The following is a 20,315-nucleotide window of genomic DNA, read 5'->3' on the forward strand; positions in this document are numbered from 1 at the left end:
GGATCCTCCTGGCCTTCGTGGCGGTGGTCAGACTGTGCAGGACCTCAGTAGGACTTGGGTAGACCCAGCGAGTGCTGGGCGACGAAGTTGAGGATCATCTCCCGGCTGACCGGCGCGATCCGGGTCGCGCGGGCCGCGGCGACCAGCGACGCGACGCCGTACTCGACCGTCATGCCGTTGCCGCCCAGCGACTGGACGGCCTGGTCGGTGGCGCGGACGGCGACCTCACCGGCGGCGTACTTCGCCATGTTCGCGGCCTCGCCCGCGCCCAGGTCGTCGCCGGCGTCGTACAGCGCGGCGGCCTTCTGCATCATCAGCCGGGCCAGCTCGAGCTCGATCTTGAGCTGCGCGAGCGGGTGCGCGAGGCCCTGGTGGGCGCCGATCGGGGTCTTCCAGACCTGACGCTCCTTGACGTACGCCGTGGCCTTGCCGAGAGCGTGCCGGGCGATGCCGATCGCGAACGCGGACGCCATGATCCGCTCGGGGTTGAGGCCGGCGAACAGCTGCATCAGTGCCGCGTCCTCGGCGCCGACAAGCGCTTCGGGCGGGAGCTGTACGTCGTCCAGGAACAGGGCGAACTGCTTGTCCGGACTGATCAGGTCCATCTCGATCGGCCGGAACTCGACGCCGGGCGCGTCGGTCGGGACGATGAAGAGGGCGGGCTTGAGTCTGCCCGTTCGAGCGTCCTCAGTGCGGCCGACGACGAGGATGGCCTTGGCGACGTCGAGGCCGGAGATGAAGACCTTCTGCCCGGTGAGCGACCAGCCGGTCTCGGTCCGGCGGGCTGTCGTGGTGATCTGGTGCGAGTTCGAGCCGGCGTCGGGTTCGGTGATCGCGAACGCCATGATCGTCGTACCGTCGGCCAGGCCGGGGATCCAGCGCTGCTTCTGGTCGTCGGTGCCGAAGCGGGAGATGACCGTGCCGCAGATCGACGGCGAGACGACCAGCATGAGCAGCGGGCAGCCGGCGGCGCCGAGCTCCTCGAGCACGATCGACAGGTCGGCCATGCCGCCGCCTCCGCCGCCGTACTGCTCGGGGAGGTTGACGCCGAGGAAGCCGAGCTTGCCGGCCTCCAGCCACAGCTCGGTGGTCTGGCCGCCCGCTCTGGCCTGCCGGTTGAACCACTCGTAGCCGTACTTCTTGCCCAGCTCGGCGACGACCTTGCGGAGCTCTCTGCGTTCTTCGGACTCGACGAAGCTCATGCTTCCTCCCCAACGACCGCCAGTACGGCGCCGACCTCGACCTGTTGACCTGCCTCGACGTTGAGCTCACTGACGGTCCCGGCAGTTGGCGCCGCGATCGTGTGCTCCATCTTCATCGCCTCCAGCCAGAGCAGCGGCTGGCCTTCCTGTACTTCGTCACCTACGGAGACGCCCACGCGGACGACCGTGCCTGGCATTGGTGCCACCAACGAACCCGCGGTCACCTGCTCAGCCGGATCCGTGAACCGCTCGACCGGCGTCAAACTGACACTCCCGAGCGAGGAGTCCACGCAGGTCAGCCCGTCGTAAACCGCCACCTCGAACACCCTGCGCACACCGCCCACCTCGAGCACCACCTTGGACGGGTCCAGCGAGATCACCGCCACGCCGTCGTCGACATCCCATCCGTCCCGCGTCCGCCGATACTTCACCTCGTACACGGTCTCGCCGCAGCGGAAGCTCTTCCGCTGTCCCTGAGACGCCAGATTCCGCCACCCAGTGGGCACCCGCACCGGCAACTGCGCACCGCTCGCGGCTGCCAATGCGGCCGCCAACGCACTCACCCGCGCCACGTCCTCGCCAACCGGCTGACCCACGCCGTGCGTGTCGAAGAACGCGGTATCGGTCTCGCCGGCCAAGAACGCGGGATGACGAAGGATCCACACCAGCAACTGCCGGTTGGTCCCAGGACCGTGGAGCTTGGCGTGCTCGAGCGTGGCCGCCAACCGGCGGGCGACGGTGGTGCGATCGGACCCGGAGGCGATCACCTTCGCCAGCATGGCGTCGTAGTAAGGCGACACCTCCGACCCGTCCGCAACCCCGGAGTCCACCCGCAACCACCCCGGTTGCGCCACGTCGCCCGGCCGCTCCCCGCCCGGCCCTTCCCCACGGTCCAGCGCGAAGCGGTGGAGCGTGCCGGTTTGGGGTTGCCAGTTGCTGTGCGGGTCCTCGGCGTACAGCCTCACCTCGATCGCATGCCCGACCGTCGGGGGCGGTTCGGGTGGAAGGCGATCGCCGGCTGCGACCGCGAACTGAAGCTCGACGAGGTCCAGCCCGGTGGTTTCCTCGGTGACCGGGTGTTCGACCTGGAGCCGGGTGTTCATCTCCAGGAAGTAGAAGTTGCCGGTGTCGTCGGCGAGGAACTCGACCGTCCCGGCACCGACGTACCCGATGGCCGCGGCGGCTTTGCGCGCTGCGTCGTAGAGGGCTGGGCGGATCGACGGGATTCGCTCCACCAGCGGGCTCGGGGCTTCCTCGACGACCTTCTGGTGCCGGCGCTGGACCGAGCACTCGCGTTCGCCGACCGCCCAGATCGTGCCGTGCTGGTCCGCCATGATCTGGACCTCGACGTGATGTCCGGCGGCCAGGTACCGCTCGCAGAAGACCGTGCCGTCGCCGAACGCCGAGAGCGCCTCTGCCGACGCGGCCTCGATCTCGGCCGGCAGGTCGGCCAGCTGCTGCACGACCCGCATGCCGCGGCCGCCCCCGCCCGCGGATGCTTTGACGAGGACCGGCAGGTCGGAGGCGGAGACTTCGGCGGGGGTCAGTTCGGCGAGCACCGGCACGCCGGCGGCTGCCATCAGCTTCTTCGCCTCGATCTTCGAGCCCATCGACGAGATCGCGTCGACGGCAGGGCCGATCCAGGTCAGTCCGGCGTCGATCACCGCCTGCGCGAAGGCAGCGTTCTCCGACAGGAACCCGTACCCCGGATGGACGGCGTCCGCGCCCGCCCGAAGCGCCGCCTCGACCAGCAGGTCGGGCCGCAGGTAGGTCTCCGCAGGTGTGTTCCCGGGCAGCTGGACCGCGGCATCGGCTTCGTCCACGAACGGCATCCGGGCGTCGGCGGTCGAGTACACCGCGACCGTGGACAGGCCCAAGGACCGAGCCGTCCGGAAGACGCGCCGGGCGATCTCGCCCCGGTTGGCGACCAGGACCGAGGCGAGGGAGCGGGGTGGCGGGGGCGAGATGGGCACCGGGCTCACATCCTGAAGACGCCGAAGGACGACGTGCCTTCGACCGGGGCGGAGTGGATGGCGGACAGACAGATGCCGAGCACGGTGCGGGTATCGCGCGGGTCGATCACGCCGTCGTCGTACAGCCGGCCGGACAGGAACATCGGCAACGACTCGGCCTCGATCTGACCCTCGACGTACGCACGCAGCTGCTGGTCGGCCTGCTCGTCGTACGGCGTCCCCTTCGCCTCCGCGGCCGCGCGGGCGACGATCGACAGCACGCCGGCGAGCTGCTGCGGGCCCATCACCGCCGACTTCGCCGACGGCCACGCGAACAGGAAGCGCGGGTCGAACGCGCGCCCGCACATCCCGTAGTGGCCCGCGCCGTACGACGCGCCCATCAGGATCGTGACGTGCGGGACCTTCGAGTTCGAGACCGCGTTGATCATCTGCGCGCCGTGCTTGATGATCCCGCGCTGCTCGTACTCCTGCCCGACCATGTAGCCGGTCGTGTTGTGCAGGAAGATCAGCGGCGTGTTCGTCTTGTTCGCGAGCTGGATGAACTGCGCCGCCTTCTGCGACTCCTCGCTGAACAGCACCCCGCGCGCGTTGGCCAGGATCCCGACCGGGTACCCGTGCACCGACGCCCATCCGGTCGCGAGCGACGCGCCGTACAGCGGCTTGAACTCGTCGAACACCGACCCGTCCACCACCCGGGCGATCACGTCCCGCGGATCGAACGGGATCTTCAGGTCACCCGGCACGATGTCGAGCAGGTCGTCGGCGTCGTGCAGCGGTTCGTCGTACGTCGGCTTCGGCGACGGGCCCTGTTTGCGCCAGTTCAGCCGCGAGACGATCTGCCGGCCGAGGCGGATCGCGTCCTGCTCGTCGACCGCGAAGTAGTCCGCGAGCCCCGACGTACGGGCGTGCATCGAGGCACCGCCCAGCGACTCGTCGTCGGCTTCCTCACCGGTCGCCATCTTGACCAGCGGCGGGCCGGCCAGGAACACCTTCGCGCCGCCGTCGACCATCACCACGTAGTCGCTCATGCCGGGGATGTACGCGCCGCCCGCGGTCGAGTTGCCGAACACCAGCGCGATCGTCGGGATCCCCGCCGCCGACAACCGGGTCAGGTCGCGGAACATCGCGCCGCCGGGGATGAAGATCTCCTTCTGCGTCGGCAGGTCCGCGCCGCCGGACTCGACCAGGCTGATCACCGGCAGCCGGTTGGTCCGCGCGATCTCGTCGGCGCGCAGGGCCTTGCGCAGCGTCCACGGGTTGCTGGAACCGCCCTTCACGGTCGGGTCGTTCGCGGAGATCAGGCACTCGACGCCTTCGACCACGCCGATCCCGGTCACCAGGCTGGCGCCGACGGTGAAGTCCGAACCCCAGCCGGCCAGCGGGGACAGTTCGAGGAAGTACGAGTCCGGGTCGAGCAGCAGCTCGATCCGCTCCCGCGCGAGGAGCTTGCCCCGCCGGTGATGCCGCTCGACGTACTTCGCCCCGCCGCCGGCCAGCGCCTTGGCATGCTCCGCGTCGAGAGCCTCGAGCTTCTCGAGCATCGCTTCACGATTGGTCATGCAGTGAACCCCAGTCGTTTCGCGGCCAGGCCGGTCAGGATCTCGGTCGCGCCGCCGCCGATGGCGAGGATCCGCTGGTCGCGGTACTGGCGCTCGACCTCGGACTCGCGCAGGTACCCGAGCCCGCCGTGCAACTGCAGCGCCTGGTCACACACCCATTGCCCGGCGTCCACGGCGGTGTTCTTGGCGAAACACGTCTCGGCGATCACGTCCTCACCAGCCTGCGACCTGCGCGCGACGTCGCGGACATAGACCCGGGCTACATCAATCCGCCGAGCCATCTCGGTCAACGTGTGCTGCACAACCTGCCGCGAGATCAACGGCCGCCCGAAGGTGTCCCGGTTGCGGCACCACTCGACGGTCAGGTCAAGCGCTCGTTGCGCGCCCGCGTACGCCTGCACCGCCAAGGTCAGGCGCTCGGCCACGAAGTTGACCGCGAGCTGCACGAATCCTGAGTCCTGGGCCCCCACCAGATTCTCCACCGGCACGCGGACATCCGTGAACGACAGCTCGGCCGTATCGGAACACAGCCATCCCATCTTCTCCAGCTTCCGGGACACCTCGAAGCCGGACTCGATCACCAGCAGGCTGATGCCATGCGGTCCAGGGCCACCGGTGCGGACGGCTGTCGTCACGAAATCCGCCCGGCACCCGGAGGTGATGTAGGTCTTGGCGCCGTTCACCACGAAGACGTCACCCTCGCGGCGCGCCGTCGTACGGATCGACGCCACGTCGGACCCACCGCCAGGCTCGGTGATCGCCAGCGCGCCGATCAGGTCACCGCTCAACGTTGGGCGAACCCACCGTTCGAGATGGCGTTCCTTGCCCGCAGCAATGATGTGTGGGAGGGCGATCCCGCACGTGAGCAGCGAAGCCACCAGACCGCCGGAGCCACCCGCGTAGTGCATCTCCTCGACCACGTCGAGGACGTCGAGGAGGGATCCGCCGCCTCCACCGGCCTGCTCCGGGAAGCCCACCCCCAGCAGGCCGAGCGCGCCCGCCTTCTTGTGCAGCTCGCGCGGTAGTTCGCCGTCGCGTTCCCACTGGTCGAGGTGCGGGAGCACCTCGGCCTTCATGAAGCGCCGGACCGATGCGCGGAAGTCGTTCACAGCAGGACCTCGGGCACGTCCACGTACCGTGACCGCAGCCACTCGCCGACCGCCTTCGCCTGCGGATCAAATCGCGCCTGCGCCGCAACCCCTTCGCCGAGCAACCCCTCGACCACGAAGTTCACTGCCCACAGATTCGGCAGCAGGTACCGCGTGACCTCCAGCTCCCGCGTTTCCGGCAGCAACTCCTGGAAGAGCTCGACCGTCAGCGTGTTCGCAAGCCATCGCCAGGCCTTCTCCTGCCGCACCCACACTCCGACGTTCGCGTCCCCACCCTTGTCACCCGAGCGCGCACCGGCGATCCGGCCGAGCGGGACCTCACGAGTCCGCGGCGGTCCGCTCGACAGCTGCAGCAACGGCAGCGGCGTCTCGATCTCCAGCTCGGCCAGCGGCAGCGTTTCCGCGGCCGGTTCGATCTCGCGGCGGGTGCCGTCGGGGAGTACGACGACGTGCGAGACCTCGTGGATGTCGACGTACCCGGCCCGGAAGACGCCGTACGGCGAACCATCGCCAGGCGGCGCGGTGACGTGGAAGCCGGGGTAGCTGGCGAGGGCGAGCTCGATCGCAGCGCTGGAGAACCCGCGGCCGACGACCTTCGGGTCCGGGTCCTTGGCCGCGCAGCGCAGGAAGACGCTGGCTTCTTCTTCGGTGTCGGCGTTCGGCTTCTCGGTCCAGGCGAGGGTCCATTTCAGCTCGGCCGGACGCTTCGGGAGTGCCTGCTCGAGCTGCTGCTGGACGAGCTCGGCCTTCTGCTCGAGCTGCAGGCCGGTGAGCACGAAGTCGACCTCGTTGCGGAATCCGCCGACGGAGTTGAGCGAGACCTTGTACGTCGGGGGCGGGGCCTCACCGCGGACGCCGGAGATGCGGACGCGGTCGGGGCCGTCGGCTGTGAGCTCGATCGTGTCGAGGCGCGTGGTGACGTCGGGACCGGCGTACCGTGCGCCGGTGATCTCGTAGAGCAGCTGCGCCTTGACGGTATCGATCGTGACTGCGCCACCGGTGCCGTCGTGCTTGGTGATCACGCTGCTGCCGTCGGCGTGGATCTCCGCGATCGGGAAGCCTGGCCGGCCGAGGTCGTGGATCTCGGTGAAGAACGCGTAGTTCCCGCCGGTCGCTTGGCACCCGCACTCGATGACATGCCCCGCGGCGACCGCGCCCGCGAGCTCGTCGTACTGCGTCCGCTTCCAGCCGTGGTGCGCCGCGGCCGGGCCGACGATCACCGAGGCGTCGGTGACGCGCCCGGTCACGACCACATCAGCGCCTGCGGTGATGGCCTCCGCGATGCCCCACGCGCCCAGGTAGGCGTTCGCCGTCATCGGCTTGCCCAGGTGGAGCTCGTCGACCCGGTCGAGCAGGTCGTCGCCCTCGACGTACGCGATCTTCGGATGTAACCCGAGCTTGTCCGCGAGCTCGGCGATCGCCTGCGCCAGGCCGGCGGGGTTGAGGCCGCCCGCGTTGCTGACGATCTTCACCCCGCGGTCGAGCGCCTCGCCCAGCCCTGTCTCCAGTTGCTTGAGGAACGTCTTCGCATAACCCAGCCCTGGGTCTTTGAGCCGATCCCGGCCGAGGATCAGCATCGTCAACTCGGCCAGGTAGTCGCCGGTCAGCACGTCCAAAGGCCCACCGGTCAACATCTCGTGCACCGCGCTGAACCGGTCCCCGTAGAACCCGGAAGCGTTCCCGATCCTGATCATCCGAACTGCCCCGCCGTACGCCCCTTGCCCGGCAACCCGGCGAAGGCCTGGATGATCCCCAGCCACTCCTCGGCCTCCGGTGACGCCTGGATCGCCAGGTCGTCCCGATGCCGCCGCTGCGTCGCCAGCAAGCAGAAGTCCACCGCCGGCGCGGTGACGCGCTGAGTTGCATCCTCCGGCCCCCACACCCACACGTCCCCGTCCGGGCCGGTGAGCTCGACCCGAACCTCGTCAGTCGGTGGCGTCCGGTTGTTGAGCGCGTACGCGAACCCGCGCGTCCGCACCGCCAGATGTGCGATGTGCCGGAGCCGGTTGCTCGGCTGGCGCTCAACTCCCAGCGCGTCGAACACGTCCTGCCCGTGCGCCCACGTCTCCATCAACCGCGCGGTCGCCATCGACACCGGACTCATCGGCGGGCCGTACCAGAGCACCTTCTCGCCCGCCGGCACTTTCTTCAGCGCCTCGGCAAGCTCGGCCCGAGTCTCCCGCCAGTACGCGAGCAATTGATCCGCCGGCAACGCCGCCGTCTCCGCGGCCCCGTCATCGACGTACGTCGCCGCATGCGCAGCCGCGTACTCCAACGACTCCTTGAACGCGTCCGGATCCGTCACCGCCAGCTGAGCCGCCTCATCCGTCCACGCCAGATGCGCGACCTGATGCGCGATCGTCCACCCCTCGGCCGGCGTAAGCCGCCGCCACTCATCAGCCGCCAGCCCACCCACCAGCCGATCCAACTCAGCACTCTCAGCCCAAAGATCAGCCAGCACTTCATCCAGCAGCACGCCAACTCCTGCCCGAGACCGTCCCCCCACCGTCCCACGCCCACCGAAAAGAATCAACCGTGCTTGTTTTTCAATTTCCTCCCCACGCAGTGCCACGTGCGGCTCCTTCGTCGCCGTGCTACGCCCCACTCCCACCCACCCTCCGGCTGTCTGCCAGCTGGCGCTGGCGGACTGCGAGCTCCCGCTCGCGGGCGACTACCCCGGGCGGGCGTGCTACTCGCCGTACTGCTCGCGTGTGGTGCTGCTGGTAGTCCCACCGCGGTGATACGCGCCGCCTCACCGTCCTGCTTGTTCGGGGCGAGTGCTGCAGGGCTGGTGCACCGCCTGGTGCGACCGCTGGCGACATCCCGTTCGATGAGAGGATCCTGGCGTGGCAGTTGCTATCGACCGGGAGACGGCGTACGGCGTCGCCCAAGAGGTTGCCGCGAGGCTTGGGGTAGACCAGTCAGAGCCTGAGTTGCTCGGGCCTGTCGCTGACAACGCGGTCTTTCGGTTGCCCGGACGCATGGTGGCGCGGATTTCCGGTGCGGCGGCGTACGAGCGGGCGCTGCGTGAGGTCCAGACCGGACGGTGGCTAGCGGGTCAAGGGATGCCGGCCGTCCGGCCGCTCGAGTCGACCGAGTTGCCGTGGTTGGTGGACGGCTACGTGGTGACGATCTGGCACGAGGTGCTGGACGCCGCGATGGCGAGTACGGCTGAACTCGCGATGCTTCTCCGCCAACTGCACTCGCTGCCGGTCCCAACCGACTTCGAGATCCCGCGATTGGATCCTTCGGCGCGGCTGCGGGACCACCTGGCAGCCGGCGCACCGGCGCTGTCCGAAGACGACCGCGAGTTCTTGTCCCGCCGACTGGACGAGCTTCTGCAGGACTACGAGGCCTTGGCGGCCGACCTGTCGACGGTCGTGATCCACGGTGACGCCAACCGCAAGAACGCGATCCGCGGCAGCGATGGGAGCGTCGTACTGCTCGACCTCGAGCGTTTCAGCCTCGGACCCCGCGAATGGGATCTTGTCGTACCGGCCGTCTACCAACGGCTCGGTTGGTACGACGATGCCGAGTACGCCGCGTTCGTCGATGGCTACGGCTGGGATGTACGAACCTCGCCCGGCTTCGGCACGCTTGCCGCCCTCCGCGAACTCCGCATGACGCTCTGGCTGATCAGCCGACTGCCCAGAGAACCGCGCCTGACCCCCGAGGCCGACAACCGCATCGCCTCACTCCGCGCCCCGGATGCACCACGATCCTGGACCCCGGGAACCTGATTCTCAGGAAGCGACGGACAAGATCTCCCGGGCACGCTCGTGGAAGTCTGCGATCGCCCGCTGCTTCCCGAAGCGATTCAGGGAACTGTCGAAGGTGCGGATATACGTCTGCACCCTTGCCGACTTGATCCGCCCCGCGGCTGCCAACGCATCTCCAGCGGTCGCGCAGGCTTGCGTGACCTCGCCCGCGTCGAGGTACGACGTCGCGAGCGAGATCCGGCAGAAGGTGCGGCTGCGCGGATGCTCGCTGGTCGACTGCGCGAGTGCGGCGTGCGCATGCCGTTCGGCGTCGCGCGGCGACCGGAGGGCGGTGAAGCAGTGCGCCAACTCGTCGTGCAGCTCGGCTTGATCGAAGTACCCGATCCACGCCGGCTCGCCGTCTCCCGTGCTCTTGGCGAAGCTCGCCTCGGCCTGTCGCATCGCCCGCAGGCAAGCACGTTTGTCGCCGACGCTCGCGAGGCCGCGGGCCTCCATTGCGGCGTACATCGAGCTGACCCTCGGTGTCGCTTCGCTGCCGGCTCCGAGCGCGGCGGCCCGGGCAAGGTCGACTGCCTCGCGATACTCGCCCAAGTAATTGGCTTGATGACTCATCAACGCCAGAACCTTCCCGCCGAGCGGGCGGTCCCCCGAGGCGTGGGCGAGATTCAGGGCCTGGACGAAGTAGCGCCGGGCAAGCCCGTGCAAACCGACGTCGTATGCCATGGCGCCGGTCTTGTAGGTGAACTGGGCCGCGACCCCGAACAGCTCGCGGCCGATCGCGTCGCTGTAGTTCGCGTGCAGCAGTGGGCTGACGGCGTCGCAGAGGTACTGGACCGCGGCGGTGCGGGCATGTCCGCCACCGAACTGGTGGTCGAGGTGCTCGAACATCTGCAGTGTCGTCCGAACCGCGGCGACCTCGTCCGAACCTACGCGGCGGGTGCCGAGCCTGCGGTACGGCGGATCGGCCGGCGGCGACACGAGCCAGCGCGCCATGGGCGTCGACAGCGATCCAGCGGCTATCGCCATCCGAAGGAAGTCTGAGCGTCTCAAGTCCTCTGTCCAGAGCGTCCGAGCGGTGCGGATCGTGGTGTCGCGCGACTCCGAGAAGGTCAGACCCACAGTCAGCGGTTGGCTGACGGTGAATCCGAGGTCGCTCAACGAGAGCGCGCGACCGACCCGTCGTCCGAGTGCCTCCGCGATCAGGGCCGGCTTGGCCCCGCGCGGGACCATTCCATTCAACCAGCGGCCGACATCGACGTGATCACAGCGGACGTCGGACATGCCTCGTGCCGCTGCAAGTTCGCGGATATCGCGTGCGAGAGCGCTCCGCGAGCACTGTGCTTCGTCCAGCAGTGCCGCGAGCAGCTCGTTGGGCGCACTCATCCAAGCCTCTTCGGAGTTCGATTAACCCACGGTAGTCGGCTGCTGGCCCAGCGAACAGGTACCCGGGTGGCGTTTTCGCACCTCAGTGCACGGGTTCTGCACGGGCCGTTGCCGAGTGCACAGTTTTTGCGCCTGCCGGCCGGCCAGCCGACACGCTGAGATGGATTCACCCCCTCGATCAGCGGGCCGGCGTTGTGAATCCCCTGCGACCGACGCCGGCCCGCTCACCATGAAAGGCGTCGCGATGGCCAACCCGACCGCCGAGAGCCTGCAGTGGTGGCAGCTCCAAGCCGGCGATCGCGTCCGGCACTTCGAGTACGGCGCCGGGACTGTCGACGGTTCCGGACCGGTATGGGTCTGCATCACCTGGGACAACCCGGCGGAGGAACTCACCTTTCACACCTCGGCGATCGTTCCGCATCTGCGGCTGGAGCCTCCATCTGCCGGCGGCGGTGGAGAGCCGGACAGCAGGCAAGTGGTCTAGCGCTGATCGCTTCAACGGTGCTGGAAAGGCTTTCGGGGGGTGGGGTGGGGGTGTTACTCAAGACCAATGCAAGGGTCGTTGCCGGGGAAGGCTGCTGAGATTCGGGCGTTGTTGCTGAACTTGATCGACACGTTGCCGGAGGGGGCTGCGTTGCCTCCGGAGCGGGAGTTGGCGGTGCGGTGGAACGTGGCTCGGATGACGTTGCGGCGGGCTGTGGACGAGTTGGTGATCGAGGAGCTGCTGGTACGCCGCCACGGGAGTGGGACGTACACGACCCGGCCGAAGGTCGCTCGCTGGCTGGGGATGATCGGGTTCTCGGAGGACATCCGGCGGCGCGGGATGCGGCCGGGGAGCACGATGCTCGAGTTCCGGCACCAGAAGGCGGAGCGGGCGGCGGCGCGTCGGTTGCGGATCCCGGTCGGCGACCCGATCATCGCGTTCACCCGGCTGCGGCTGGCCGACGACCACCCGATGGTGGTCGAGCGGACCACGATGCCGGCGGCGTACGTCCCGGGCATGCAGGCCGACGACCTCAACGGCTCGCTCTACGACCTGCTCACCACCCGCTACGGCATCGACCTGGTCAGCGGTACGTCGCGCCTCGAGCCGGCGATGCCCGACGCGAAGACGGCCAACTGGCTCGACATCCCGACCACGCAGCCCTGCCTGGCCCTGCACGGCATCAGCTTCGACAACCGCGACCGCGTCTTCGAGTACACCTCCGCCATGTACCGCGGCGACCGCTACGCCTTTACCACCGAGCTCCGCACCACCCCCACCGCACGAGCGCACGCCAAGGGTCTGTAATCCCTGACGCGTCACGGTGATTACTGGCGGCCACCGGAGATCACTAGGGTCGGCCCATGGATCTCAAGGCGCCGATCAGCACGGTCGTACCGTCGCTCGACGGGCCGGTGCTGCTGGTGCTGGCCCACGCCGACGAAGGGCTGTCCGGCCGGCAGATCCACAAGCTGGCCGGGACCGGCAGCGTCGCCGGCGTACGGCTGGTGCTGCAAAGACTCGCCGCGACCGGTCTGGTGCATGTCGACGACAACGGGAACTCGTTGCTTTATCGACTTAATCGCAAGCATCTGGTCGCCCCGATCGTCGCGCTCCTCGCCGACCTCCGGACAACGCTCGTCGACCGGCTCAAGGACAAGGTCGGCGGCTGGGAGCCGGCCCCGGTGCACGCGAGTGTGTACGGCGCGGTCGCGCGCGGCGACGGTGATCTGGACAGCGACGTCGACGTACTGCTGATCCGACCGGACGAGCTGCCACCCGGCGACCCGCAGTGGGAGGCCCAGATCGCGCAGCTGATGCAGACGGTCGTCGACCTGACCGGCAACCCGGCGCACGTCTTCGAACTGAGCCGCACCGAGCTGGTCGGCCACCTCGACACCGAGGACCCGATCCTCAACGACTGGGCCCAACCGAGTCTGCACCTGACCGGCCTTCCGCTCGCCGACGCTGCGAAGCTCGAGGTCTCAGCCGCCCACTAGCGGCGCCATCAATCGCGCGATCCGGCTCTCTCGCCGGGTCACCCGCTCCTCGAGGTCGGCGGCCGTCATCGCCCGCAACCCCGCGTTGATCCCGAGCCATCGCAACGGCTCCGGTTCCCACTGCCGCGACCGGTGCCCGACCCACGGGAGCCGCGTCAACGCCGTGTCTCGCCGCAGGATCAGGTCCCGCAGCGTCCGCCCGGCGAGGTTCGTCGTACTCACACCGTCGCCGACGTACCCACCGGCCCACGCGAGCCCGCCGTCCAGCCCGACTGACGCGGTCCAGTCCCGCGGTACCCCGAGCGGCCCGCCCCACGCATGGGTGAAGACGGGCGAGATGTCGAACAGCTCCCGCAACGTCGCCTGCAGCTTCCCGAACACCCGCGGTACGTCGTCGTACGCAGGCTTGATCCGCGACCGGAAGTGGTACGGCGCCCCGCGCCCGCCGAACGCGAGCCGTCCGTCGGCCGTCCGCTGCCCGTAGATGATCACGTGCCGGTGATCGCTGAACGTCGGCCGATCCGCCAGCCCGATCCGGTCCCACACCGCAGCGCTCAACGGCTCGGTGGCAACCATCAACGAATAGACCGGCGCCAGCACCCGGCCGGCCGTGAACCCTTCCGTCGCCCGAACGACGACCTCACCGCGCACCGTGCCGTACGGCGTCCGCGCGAGCCCAGGCGCCAACGACGTCACTGGTGTGTGCTCGTAAACCGTCACGCCCAACCGCTCGACGGTTGAGGCCAGCCCGCGGACCAGCTTCCCCGGATGGATCGCCGCGCAGTGCGGCGTGAACGTTGCCCCCAGCACCTTCGTGGCCCGCACCTTCGCCGCGACCTCGTCCGGCCCGAGGAACTGCAGATCACCAGGACCCCACTCGTGCGCTTCAGCCACCTCGGCCCGAGCGCGGGCGAGCTGCGCACGGGTCCGCGCCAGCACGACCGTCCCGCCCTTGTGGTAATCGCAGTCGATCCCCTCGGCCGCGCTCACCAGACCGACCTCGTTCACACTCGCCTGCATCGCCCGATGCTGCTCGATCGCCGCCGCGCGACTCGACCCCGGCAGCGCCGCCAGCCGCTGCGACGACACCGGAAACAGCGCCGAGCACCACCCGCCGTTCCGCCCCGAAGCACCGAACCCGGCTGTCTCGGCCTCGAGTACGACGATCCGCAACCCCGGATCCGCGCGAGCCAGGTAGTACGCCGTCCACAGCCCGGTGAACCCGGCACCGACGATCACCACGTCGGCGTCCCGATCCCCTGGCAGCTGCGGGCGCTCCACCGATGCGCCGGCCCAGAGGTTCAGCGGACGCCCCACGAGTACGTCTGCTTGACCAGCTTCAGGTACACGAAGGTCTCGGTCGCCTTGACCCCCGGGATCTGCCGAACCCGCTCGGACAGCACCTGCAACAGGTGCTCGTCGCTCTCGCACAGCACCTCGGCGAGGATGTCGAACGAGCCGGCCGTGATCACGACGTACTCGACCTCGTCCATCTTGGACAGCTCGTCGGCGATCGGTTCGAGGCTTCCCTCGGCCTTGATCCCGATCATCGCCTGCCGGTCGAATCCCAGCTCGAGCGGATCGGTGACCGCGACCACCTGCATCACGCCGGCGTCGGTCAGCCGCTGCACCCGCTGCCGGACGGCCGCCTCGGACAGCCCGACTGCCTTGCCGATCGCGGCGTACGAGCGCCGGCCGTCGAGCTGCAGCTGCTCGATGATCGCCTTGGAGATGTCGTCCAGCAGGGTCTGGTTCTTGTCGGGGTTCCCCGTTCGCACTGCCACGACCGGATCCTTTCACCGCGCCGGGGCGTCAGCAAGTCACGGAAGCGGATTTCGTTGCGAAATGAGCCAAGAGCTTCGGAATCCCTTGTCCATCGCGCTGTGGTTTGACAGTATCGCCCGCGATACCCGGTTCCAAGGGGGTTCGATGAGTCCTGGTCACCACCGCGTCGTGGGGCGCCGCGCGGTCCTGAAGGGCCTGACCCTGTCCGCCCTGGGGGTCGGCGGGGTGCTGACCGGCTGCGGGATCCCGCCGGCCAGGCAGAGCGCCGAGGGTTGCGTCAGTACGGACCTGTCCGCGACGCAGAAGACGCTGTACTTCTCCAACTGGCCGAGCTACATGGACGAGTCGGACGAGAAGGTCAACGGCAAGACCGTGCTGCCGACGCTGGTGGCGTTCGAGAAGCAGAGCGGGATCGCGGTCACCTACACCGCCGACGTCAACGACAACGCCGAGTTCTACGCCAAGGTCCGCGACCAGCTCGGCAGCTGCCAGCCGTGCGGGCGGGACATCTTCGTGCTGACCGACTGGATGGCGGCCCGGATGATCGGACTCGGCTGGGTGCAGAAGCTCGACCACGCCAAGATCCCGAACGTCGGCAAGCAGCTGCTCAAGCAGCTCAAGGCCCCGAGCTGGGACCCGAACCGCGACTACAGCGTCCCGTGGCAGAGCGGTCTGACCGGGATCGCGTACAACGCCAAGGTGACCAAGGAGGTCGGCAGCTTCACCGACCTGCTCACCCGCGACGATCTGAAGGGCCGGGTCACGCTGCTGTCCGAGATGCCGGACACGATGTCGTTCCTGCTCCGGATGGTCGGCGCGGACTCCTCCAAGTTCACGGACGCCGAGTGGAGCAAGGCGCTCGAAAAACTCGAGGACATCGTCGGATCGGGGCAGGTACGGCGGTTCACCGGCAACGACTACGTCCAGGACCTGAACGCAGGGAACATCGCGGCCTGCGAGGCGTGGTCGGGCGACGTGATCGCGATGCAGGCGGACAACCCGGACATCAAGTTCGTCGTACCGGAAGAGGGCCTCAACCTCTGGTCCGACAACATGCTGGTGCCGAACAAGGCCGCCCACAAGGCCAACGCCGAGGCGCTGATGAACTACTACTACGACCCCGAGGTGGCCGCCACGCTGGCGGACTGGGTGAACTACATCTGCCCGGTCACCGGCGCGAAGAAGGCGATGCAGGAGGTCGACCCGGACGTGGTCGACGATCCGCTGATCTTCCCGGACGAGGAGATGCTCGCCAAGACCACCTCGTTCATGCCGTTGGACACGGCCAAGGCAGCCCTCTACGAAACCGACTTCAACCTTGCGATCGGGGGCTGATAGATGAACAGTGACCTAGTCCTGCACGGCATCAGCAAGCAGTTTGCCGGGCACCGGGCGGTCGACCAGCTCGACCTGACCGTCCCGTCCGGCTCGTTCTTCGCGCTGCTCGGCCCGTCCGGGTGCGGCAAGACCACGACCCTGCGGATGATCGCGGGACTGGAGCAGCCGACCGCCGGCAGCATCCGGCTCGGCGAGCAGGAGATCAGCGGGCTGCGCCCGTACAAACGGCCGGTCAACACCGTCTTCCAGAACTACGCGCTGTTCCCGCACCTCGACATCTTCGAGAACGTCGCGTTCGGGCTGAAGCGGCGCGGGGTCAAGGACTTCAAGTCGAAGGTCGACGACATGCTCGGCCTGGTCGAGCTCGGTGGGTACGGCAAACGCCGGCCGTCCCAGCTGTCCGGCGGGCAGCAGCAGCGGGTCGCGCTGGCCCGCGCGCTGATCAACCGGCCGCAGGTGCTGCTGCTGGACGAACCGCTCGGCGCGCTCGACCTGAAGCTGCGCCGGCAGATGCAGCTCGAGCTGAAACGGATCCAGACCGAGGTCGGCATCACGTTCGTACACGTCACCCACGACCAGGAGGAGGCCATGACGATGGCCGACACCATCGCGGTGATGAACGCCGGCGTGATCGAGCAGCTGGGGACGCCGGCCGAGCTCTACGACCTGCCCGCGACGACGTTCGTGGCGAACTTCCTCGGCCAGTCGAACCTGATCCGGGCCGCGATCATCGGGCAGGCCGAGGAGAACCTGATCGTCGACGTGCACGGCCGGAAGGTGACCGTGCCGTTGCCGCGCTGCCGGGTCACCGAGGGCGAGGTCTGGATGGGGATCCGGCCGGAGAAGGTGTTCCTCGCGCAGGCCGGGACCGAGCAGAGCAACGGGTCGAACCAGTTGCGCGGAGCGACGGTGACGGACGTGAGCTACGTCGGCGTGAGTACGCAGTACCTCGCGAAGCTGCCGTGGGGGCAGGAGCTGACCGTGTTCGAGCAGAACACCGGGGCGCGGGGGACGCTCGAGGTCGGCGCCTCGGTGGATCTGCACTGGCTGCCGGAGCACACCTTCGTGCTCGACGCGGAGCAGGACGCGCTGGCGGGGGTCGAGGACCTCGACTCGGGTGGTGCCGGGTGAGCGCGGTCGGTCAGCTCGGCGCGGCGGCTGCGGCCCCGGCTGCGCCGGTAGAGCGGTCTGGTCGGCGGCGGACGGCGTACCTGTTGCTGCTGCCGGGTGGGTTGTGGCTGGTGCTGTTCTTCGTGGTCCCGCTGGTGTCGTTGCTGGCGGCAAGCTTGTACGACCCGAACGGGTCGATCGAGGCCGGGTTCAAGATGACCTGGCACTTCGGCAACTTCGTCGACACGATGTCGGCGTACGCGCGGCCTTTCGGGCGGTCGTTGTGGTACTCGCTGCTGACGACCGTTTTCTGTTTGCTGCTGGGGTATCCGCTGGCCTATGCCATTGCGATGAAGTCCGGGCGGTGGAAGAACCTGATGCTGGCGCTGGTGATCGCGCCGTTCTTCACCAGCTTCCTGATCCGGACGTTGTCGTGGAAGTTGCTGCTGTCGGACAACGGGTTCGTCGTGGACTTCCTGCGCTGGTTACACATTCTGGGACCGGACGGGCGGTTGCTGGCGACAACTACCGCGGTGGTGACCGGGCTGACGTACAACTTCCTGCCGTTCATGGTGCTGCCGCTGTACGCCTCGCTCGAGCGCATCGACCCGCGGTTGATCGAGGCCGGTGGTGACCTGTTTGCCAATCCGTTCACGACCTTCCGGACCGTCACCTTGCCGTTGTCGATGCCGGGGGTGGTGGCGGGGACGCTGCTGACCTTCATTCCGGCGGCGGGGGACTACATCAACGCGCAGCTCCTGGGTACGCCGAAGCAGCGGATGATCGGGAACGACATCCAGCGGTTGTTCTCGGCCGGCGCGTATCCGACGGCGGCGGCGTTGTCGGTGACGTTGATGGCGGCGATCGTGCTGCTGGTCCTGGTGTACGTGTGGCGCGCCGGGACGGAGGAGCTCGTATGAGGTGGATCCGGCAGCGGCTGGTCGTCGGGGTGGCGCTTTTGGTGCTGCTTTACCTGTTCGCGCCGATCGTCGTCGTCATTTTGATGTCGTTCAATGCTCCGAAGAGCAAGCTGTCCTATACGTTCGACGGATTTACGTGGGACAACTGGGCGCATCCCTGCCGGCCTTACGGGTTGTGCGACGCAGTGAGTACGTCGTTGCGGATCGGATTGCTGGCGACGGTGATCGCGACGGCGCTGGGGACGTTGATGGCTTTTGCGATGGTTCGTCATCGCTTCCGGGGTCGTGCTGCCGCGAACTTGTTCATCTTCTTGCCGATGGCTTCGCCCGAGATCGTGCTCGGTTCGTCTTTGCTGGCCTTGTTCGTTTCCAGTGGATTTGGCGGCAAACTCGGGTTCTGGACGGTGCTGATTGCGCACGTGATGTTCTGTCTGTCGTTCGTCGTGGTGACGGTGAAGGCGCGGTTGACCGGGATGGATTCGCGGCTGGAGCAGGCCGCGATGGATCTCTACGCCAACGAGTGGCAGACGTTCTGGCGAATCACGTTCCCGTTGGTCTTCCCCGGCATCCTGGCCGCGGCGCTGCTGAGTTTCTCGCTGTCGTTCGACGATTTCATCATCACGAACCTGAATGCCGGGACGACGGTGACGTTCCCGATGTTCGTGTGGGGGTCGGCGCAGCGCGACATCCCGCCGCAGATCAACGTCGTCGGTACGGCGATGTTCCTGCTGGCCCTGGTGCTGGTCCTGGGCGGTGAGCTGGCGCGGCGCCGGCGTACCCGATGAAGCATCCCGCGCTCGCCGAGGCCGAGCCACGCGTCTTCTGGCTCGAGTCCGCGCCCGAGGCGCTGCCGGCGTTGCTGGGGCCGACGGAGGCGGACCTGGCGGTGGTGGGCGGCGGGTACACGGGATTGTGGACGGCGTTGCGGGCGAAGGAGCGGTACCCGTCGCTGGACGTCGTACTGCTGGAAGGTGACACCTGTGGGTCGGCCGCCAGTGGGCGCAACGGTGGGTTCTGCGATGCGAGCCTGACGCATGGGTACGCCAACGGGGTCGCGCGGTGGCCGGACGAGATCTCCACGCTGGAAGAGCTGGGGATGGAGAACTGGCTGGCGATCGAGTCGACGATCGCGGAGTACGGCATCGACTGCGACTGGCAGCGAACCGGCGAACTGACCGTCGCCACTGCGCCGCATCAGGTTCCGGAGTTGGAGGCCGAGGCGGCTGAGCGACCGGGTGCGGTGTTTCTCGACCAGGACGCGGCTCGGGCCGAGGTCAACTCGCCGACGTACCTGGGTGCGCTCTACGACCCGTCGCGTACTGCGCTGGTTGAGCCGGCACACCTGGCGTGGGGTCTACGGCAGGCATGCATCGATCACGGCGTACGTATCCACGAGCACAGCGCGGTGACGCACCTGCACGGTAACTTGTTGCGCACAGCAACTGGTTCGGTGCAGGCGCAGCGGATCGCGTTGGCGACGAACGCGTTTCCGTCGCTTCTCCGCCGGTTACGGCTCTACACCGTCCCGGTTTACGACCTCGTGCTGATGACCGAGCCGCTGTCTTCTGCGCAGCTGGCGTCGATCGGGTGGCGCCGGCGGCAGGGTGTCGGCGACGCGGCGAACCTGTTCCACTACTACCGCCTCACCCGCGACAACCGGATCCTGTGGGGCGGGTACCTGCCGCTGTACTACTTCGGCAGCCGCATCGACCCCGCGCTCGAGCAACGCGACAAGATCCACACGATGCTCGCCCGGCACTTCTTCGAGACCTTCCCCCAACTGGAGGGCCTCCGCTTCACCCACCGCTGGGGCGGCGTCATCGACACCAGCACCCGCTTCTGCGCCTTCTTCGGCACGGCTCACCGCGGCCACACGGCATACGCCCTCGGCTACACCGGCCTCGGCGTCGCCGCAACCCGCTTCGGCGCCGACGTCATGCTCGACCTCCTGTACGCCGAATCCACCCCGCGCACCGCGCTCCGCATGGTCAAGGAGCGCCCGCTCCCCTTCCCACCCGAACCCATCCGCACCCCCGCCATCCGCCTCACCCGCCACTCCATGCACCACGCCGACACCCACGCCGGCCACCGCAACCTCTGGCTGAGGTCACTCGACCGGATGGGACTGGGCTTCGACTTCTAGTGCCGCGCGTCTGAGGTCTTCTGACGGTTGGCTTTCTTGAGGATCTGGTCGGCGGTTTTGGTCCAGGCGAACGGGTGTGAGCGGTCGTTCC

At 68.2% G+C, this 20,315-nt stretch carries 18 protein-coding genes; 9 read left to right on the plus strand and 9 right to left on the minus strand.

Annotated features, from left to right (window positions below):
• Positions 1-44: 44 nt before the first annotated feature.
• Genes AB0E69_RS33055 through AB0E69_RS33080 form a run of 6 tightly spaced genes read right to left on the minus strand, consistent with a single transcriptional unit; the run spans position 45 to position 8,319 of the window.
• On the minus strand, positions 45-1,202 hold the full coding sequence (locus AB0E69_RS33055) for an acyl-CoA dehydrogenase family protein (protein WP_360155225.1): 1,158 nt from the start codon (positions 1,200-1,202) through the stop codon (positions 45-47).
• Positions 1,199-3,175, minus strand: a complete 1,977-nt coding sequence (locus AB0E69_RS33060) for a biotin carboxylase N-terminal domain-containing protein (protein WP_360155228.1) — start codon at positions 3,173-3,175, stop codon at positions 1,199-1,201. Before AB0E69_RS33060 ends, AB0E69_RS33055 begins: the two co-directional genes overlap by 4 nt.
• A gap of 5 nt (positions 3,176-3,180) precedes the next feature.
• Positions 3,181-4,734 carry a carboxyl transferase domain-containing protein gene (locus AB0E69_RS33065; RefSeq protein ID WP_360155231.1) on the minus strand — a complete coding sequence of 518 codons (1,554 nt, stop codon included), beginning with the start codon at positions 4,732-4,734 and terminating at the stop codon, positions 3,181-3,183.
• Positions 4,731-5,843 carry an acyl-CoA dehydrogenase family protein gene (locus AB0E69_RS33070; RefSeq protein ID WP_360155234.1) on the minus strand — a complete coding sequence of 371 codons (1,113 nt, stop codon included), beginning with the start codon at positions 5,841-5,843 and terminating at the stop codon, positions 4,731-4,733. The genes AB0E69_RS33065 and AB0E69_RS33070 overlap by 4 nt, the downstream gene beginning before the upstream one ends.
• Positions 5,840-7,537: an acyclic terpene utilization AtuA family protein gene (locus AB0E69_RS33075; RefSeq protein WP_360155237.1), complete on the minus strand. Its 1,698-nt coding sequence runs from the start codon at positions 7,535-7,537 to the stop codon at positions 5,840-5,842. The genes AB0E69_RS33070 and AB0E69_RS33075 overlap by 4 nt, the downstream gene beginning before the upstream one ends.
• The gene (locus tag AB0E69_RS33080; protein WP_360155240.1) at positions 7,534-8,319 is read right to left on the minus strand and encodes a TIGR03084 family metal-binding protein; all 786 of its coding nucleotides are present in this window, start codon (positions 8,317-8,319) and stop codon (positions 7,534-7,536) included. The genes AB0E69_RS33075 and AB0E69_RS33080 overlap by 4 nt, the downstream gene beginning before the upstream one ends.
• Positions 8,320-8,689: 370 nt before the next feature.
• Between AB0E69_RS33080 and AB0E69_RS33085 the strand changes: the two genes are divergently transcribed.
• Positions 8,690-9,583 carry an aminoglycoside phosphotransferase family protein gene (locus AB0E69_RS33085; protein ID WP_360155243.1) on the plus strand — a complete coding sequence of 298 codons (894 nt, stop codon included), beginning with the start codon at positions 8,690-8,692 and terminating at the stop codon, positions 9,581-9,583.
• Positions 9,584-9,586: 3 nt separating this feature from the next.
• Here AB0E69_RS33085 and AB0E69_RS33090 read toward each other — a convergent pair whose 3' ends face one another.
• Positions 9,587-10,945 (minus strand): hypothetical protein, encoded by a 1,359-nt coding sequence (locus tag AB0E69_RS33090; protein WP_360155246.1) that lies wholly within the window; start codon positions 10,943-10,945, stop codon positions 9,587-9,589.
• A gap of 244 nt (positions 10,946-11,189) precedes the next feature.
• On the opposite strand from AB0E69_RS33090, the gene AB0E69_RS33095 reads away from it, so the two are divergent.
• From AB0E69_RS33095 to AB0E69_RS33105, 3 genes are all read left to right on the plus strand, one after another.
• A complete protein-coding gene (locus AB0E69_RS33095; protein WP_360155249.1) occupies positions 11,190-11,429 on the plus strand; it encodes a hypothetical protein in 240 nt (79 codons plus the stop codon).
• A 66-nt stretch (positions 11,430-11,495) separates the two neighbouring features.
• Positions 11,496-12,236 carry a GntR family transcriptional regulator gene (locus tag AB0E69_RS33100; protein ID WP_360155252.1) on the plus strand — a complete coding sequence of 247 codons (741 nt, stop codon included), beginning with the start codon at positions 11,496-11,498 and terminating at the stop codon, positions 12,234-12,236.
• Between the two features lie 56 nt (positions 12,237-12,292).
• Entirely contained in the window at positions 12,293-12,928 is a 636-nt protein-coding gene (locus AB0E69_RS33105) for a nucleotidyltransferase domain-containing protein (RefSeq protein ID WP_360155255.1), read from the plus strand.
• Here AB0E69_RS33105 and AB0E69_RS33110 read toward each other — a convergent pair.
• The gene (locus AB0E69_RS33110; RefSeq protein ID WP_360155258.1) at positions 12,914-14,245 is read right to left on the minus strand and encodes an FAD-binding oxidoreductase; all 1,332 of its coding nucleotides are present in this window, start codon (positions 14,243-14,245) and stop codon (positions 12,914-12,916) included. The genes AB0E69_RS33105 and AB0E69_RS33110 overlap by 15 nt on opposite strands.
• A complete protein-coding gene (locus tag AB0E69_RS33115; RefSeq protein WP_360155261.1) occupies positions 14,230-14,712 on the minus strand; it encodes an Lrp/AsnC family transcriptional regulator in 483 nt (160 codons plus the stop codon). The genes AB0E69_RS33110 and AB0E69_RS33115 overlap by 16 nt, the downstream gene beginning before the upstream one ends.
• 145 nt (positions 14,713-14,857) lie before the next feature.
• Here AB0E69_RS33115 and AB0E69_RS33120 point away from each other — a divergent pair, with 145 nt between their 5' ends.
• Genes AB0E69_RS33120 through AB0E69_RS33140 form a run of 5 tightly spaced genes read left to right on the plus strand, consistent with a single transcriptional unit; the run spans position 14,858 to position 20,224 of the window.
• Positions 14,858-16,048, plus strand: coding sequence for a spermidine/putrescine ABC transporter substrate-binding protein (locus AB0E69_RS33120; protein ID WP_360155264.1), 1,191 nt, complete (start codon positions 14,858-14,860; stop codon positions 16,046-16,048).
• A gap of 3 nt (positions 16,049-16,051) precedes the next feature.
• The gene (locus AB0E69_RS33125) at positions 16,052-17,182 is read left to right on the plus strand and encodes an ABC transporter ATP-binding protein (protein WP_360155267.1); all 1,131 of its coding nucleotides are present in this window, start codon (positions 16,052-16,054) and stop codon (positions 17,180-17,182) included.
• The gene (locus tag AB0E69_RS33130; protein ID WP_360155270.1) at positions 17,179-18,081 is read left to right on the plus strand and encodes an ABC transporter permease; all 903 of its coding nucleotides are present in this window, start codon (positions 17,179-17,181) and stop codon (positions 18,079-18,081) included. Before AB0E69_RS33125 ends, AB0E69_RS33130 begins: the two co-directional genes overlap by 4 nt.
• Positions 18,051-18,866 carry an ABC transporter permease gene (locus AB0E69_RS33135; RefSeq protein ID WP_360155273.1) on the plus strand — a complete coding sequence of 272 codons (816 nt, stop codon included), beginning with the start codon at positions 18,051-18,053 and terminating at the stop codon, positions 18,864-18,866. Before AB0E69_RS33130 ends, AB0E69_RS33135 begins: the two co-directional genes overlap by 31 nt.
• Positions 18,863-20,224 carry an FAD-dependent oxidoreductase gene (locus AB0E69_RS33140; protein ID WP_360155276.1) on the plus strand — a complete coding sequence of 454 codons (1,362 nt, stop codon included), beginning with the start codon at positions 18,863-18,865 and terminating at the stop codon, positions 20,222-20,224. Before AB0E69_RS33135 ends, AB0E69_RS33140 begins: the two co-directional genes overlap by 4 nt.
• Positions 20,225-20,315: the final 91 nt, after the last annotated feature.

Source organism: Kribbella sp. NPDC026611 (assembly GCF_040638345.1).
Taxonomy (GTDB): domain Bacteria; phylum Actinomycetota; class Actinomycetes; order Propionibacteriales; family Kribbellaceae; genus Kribbella.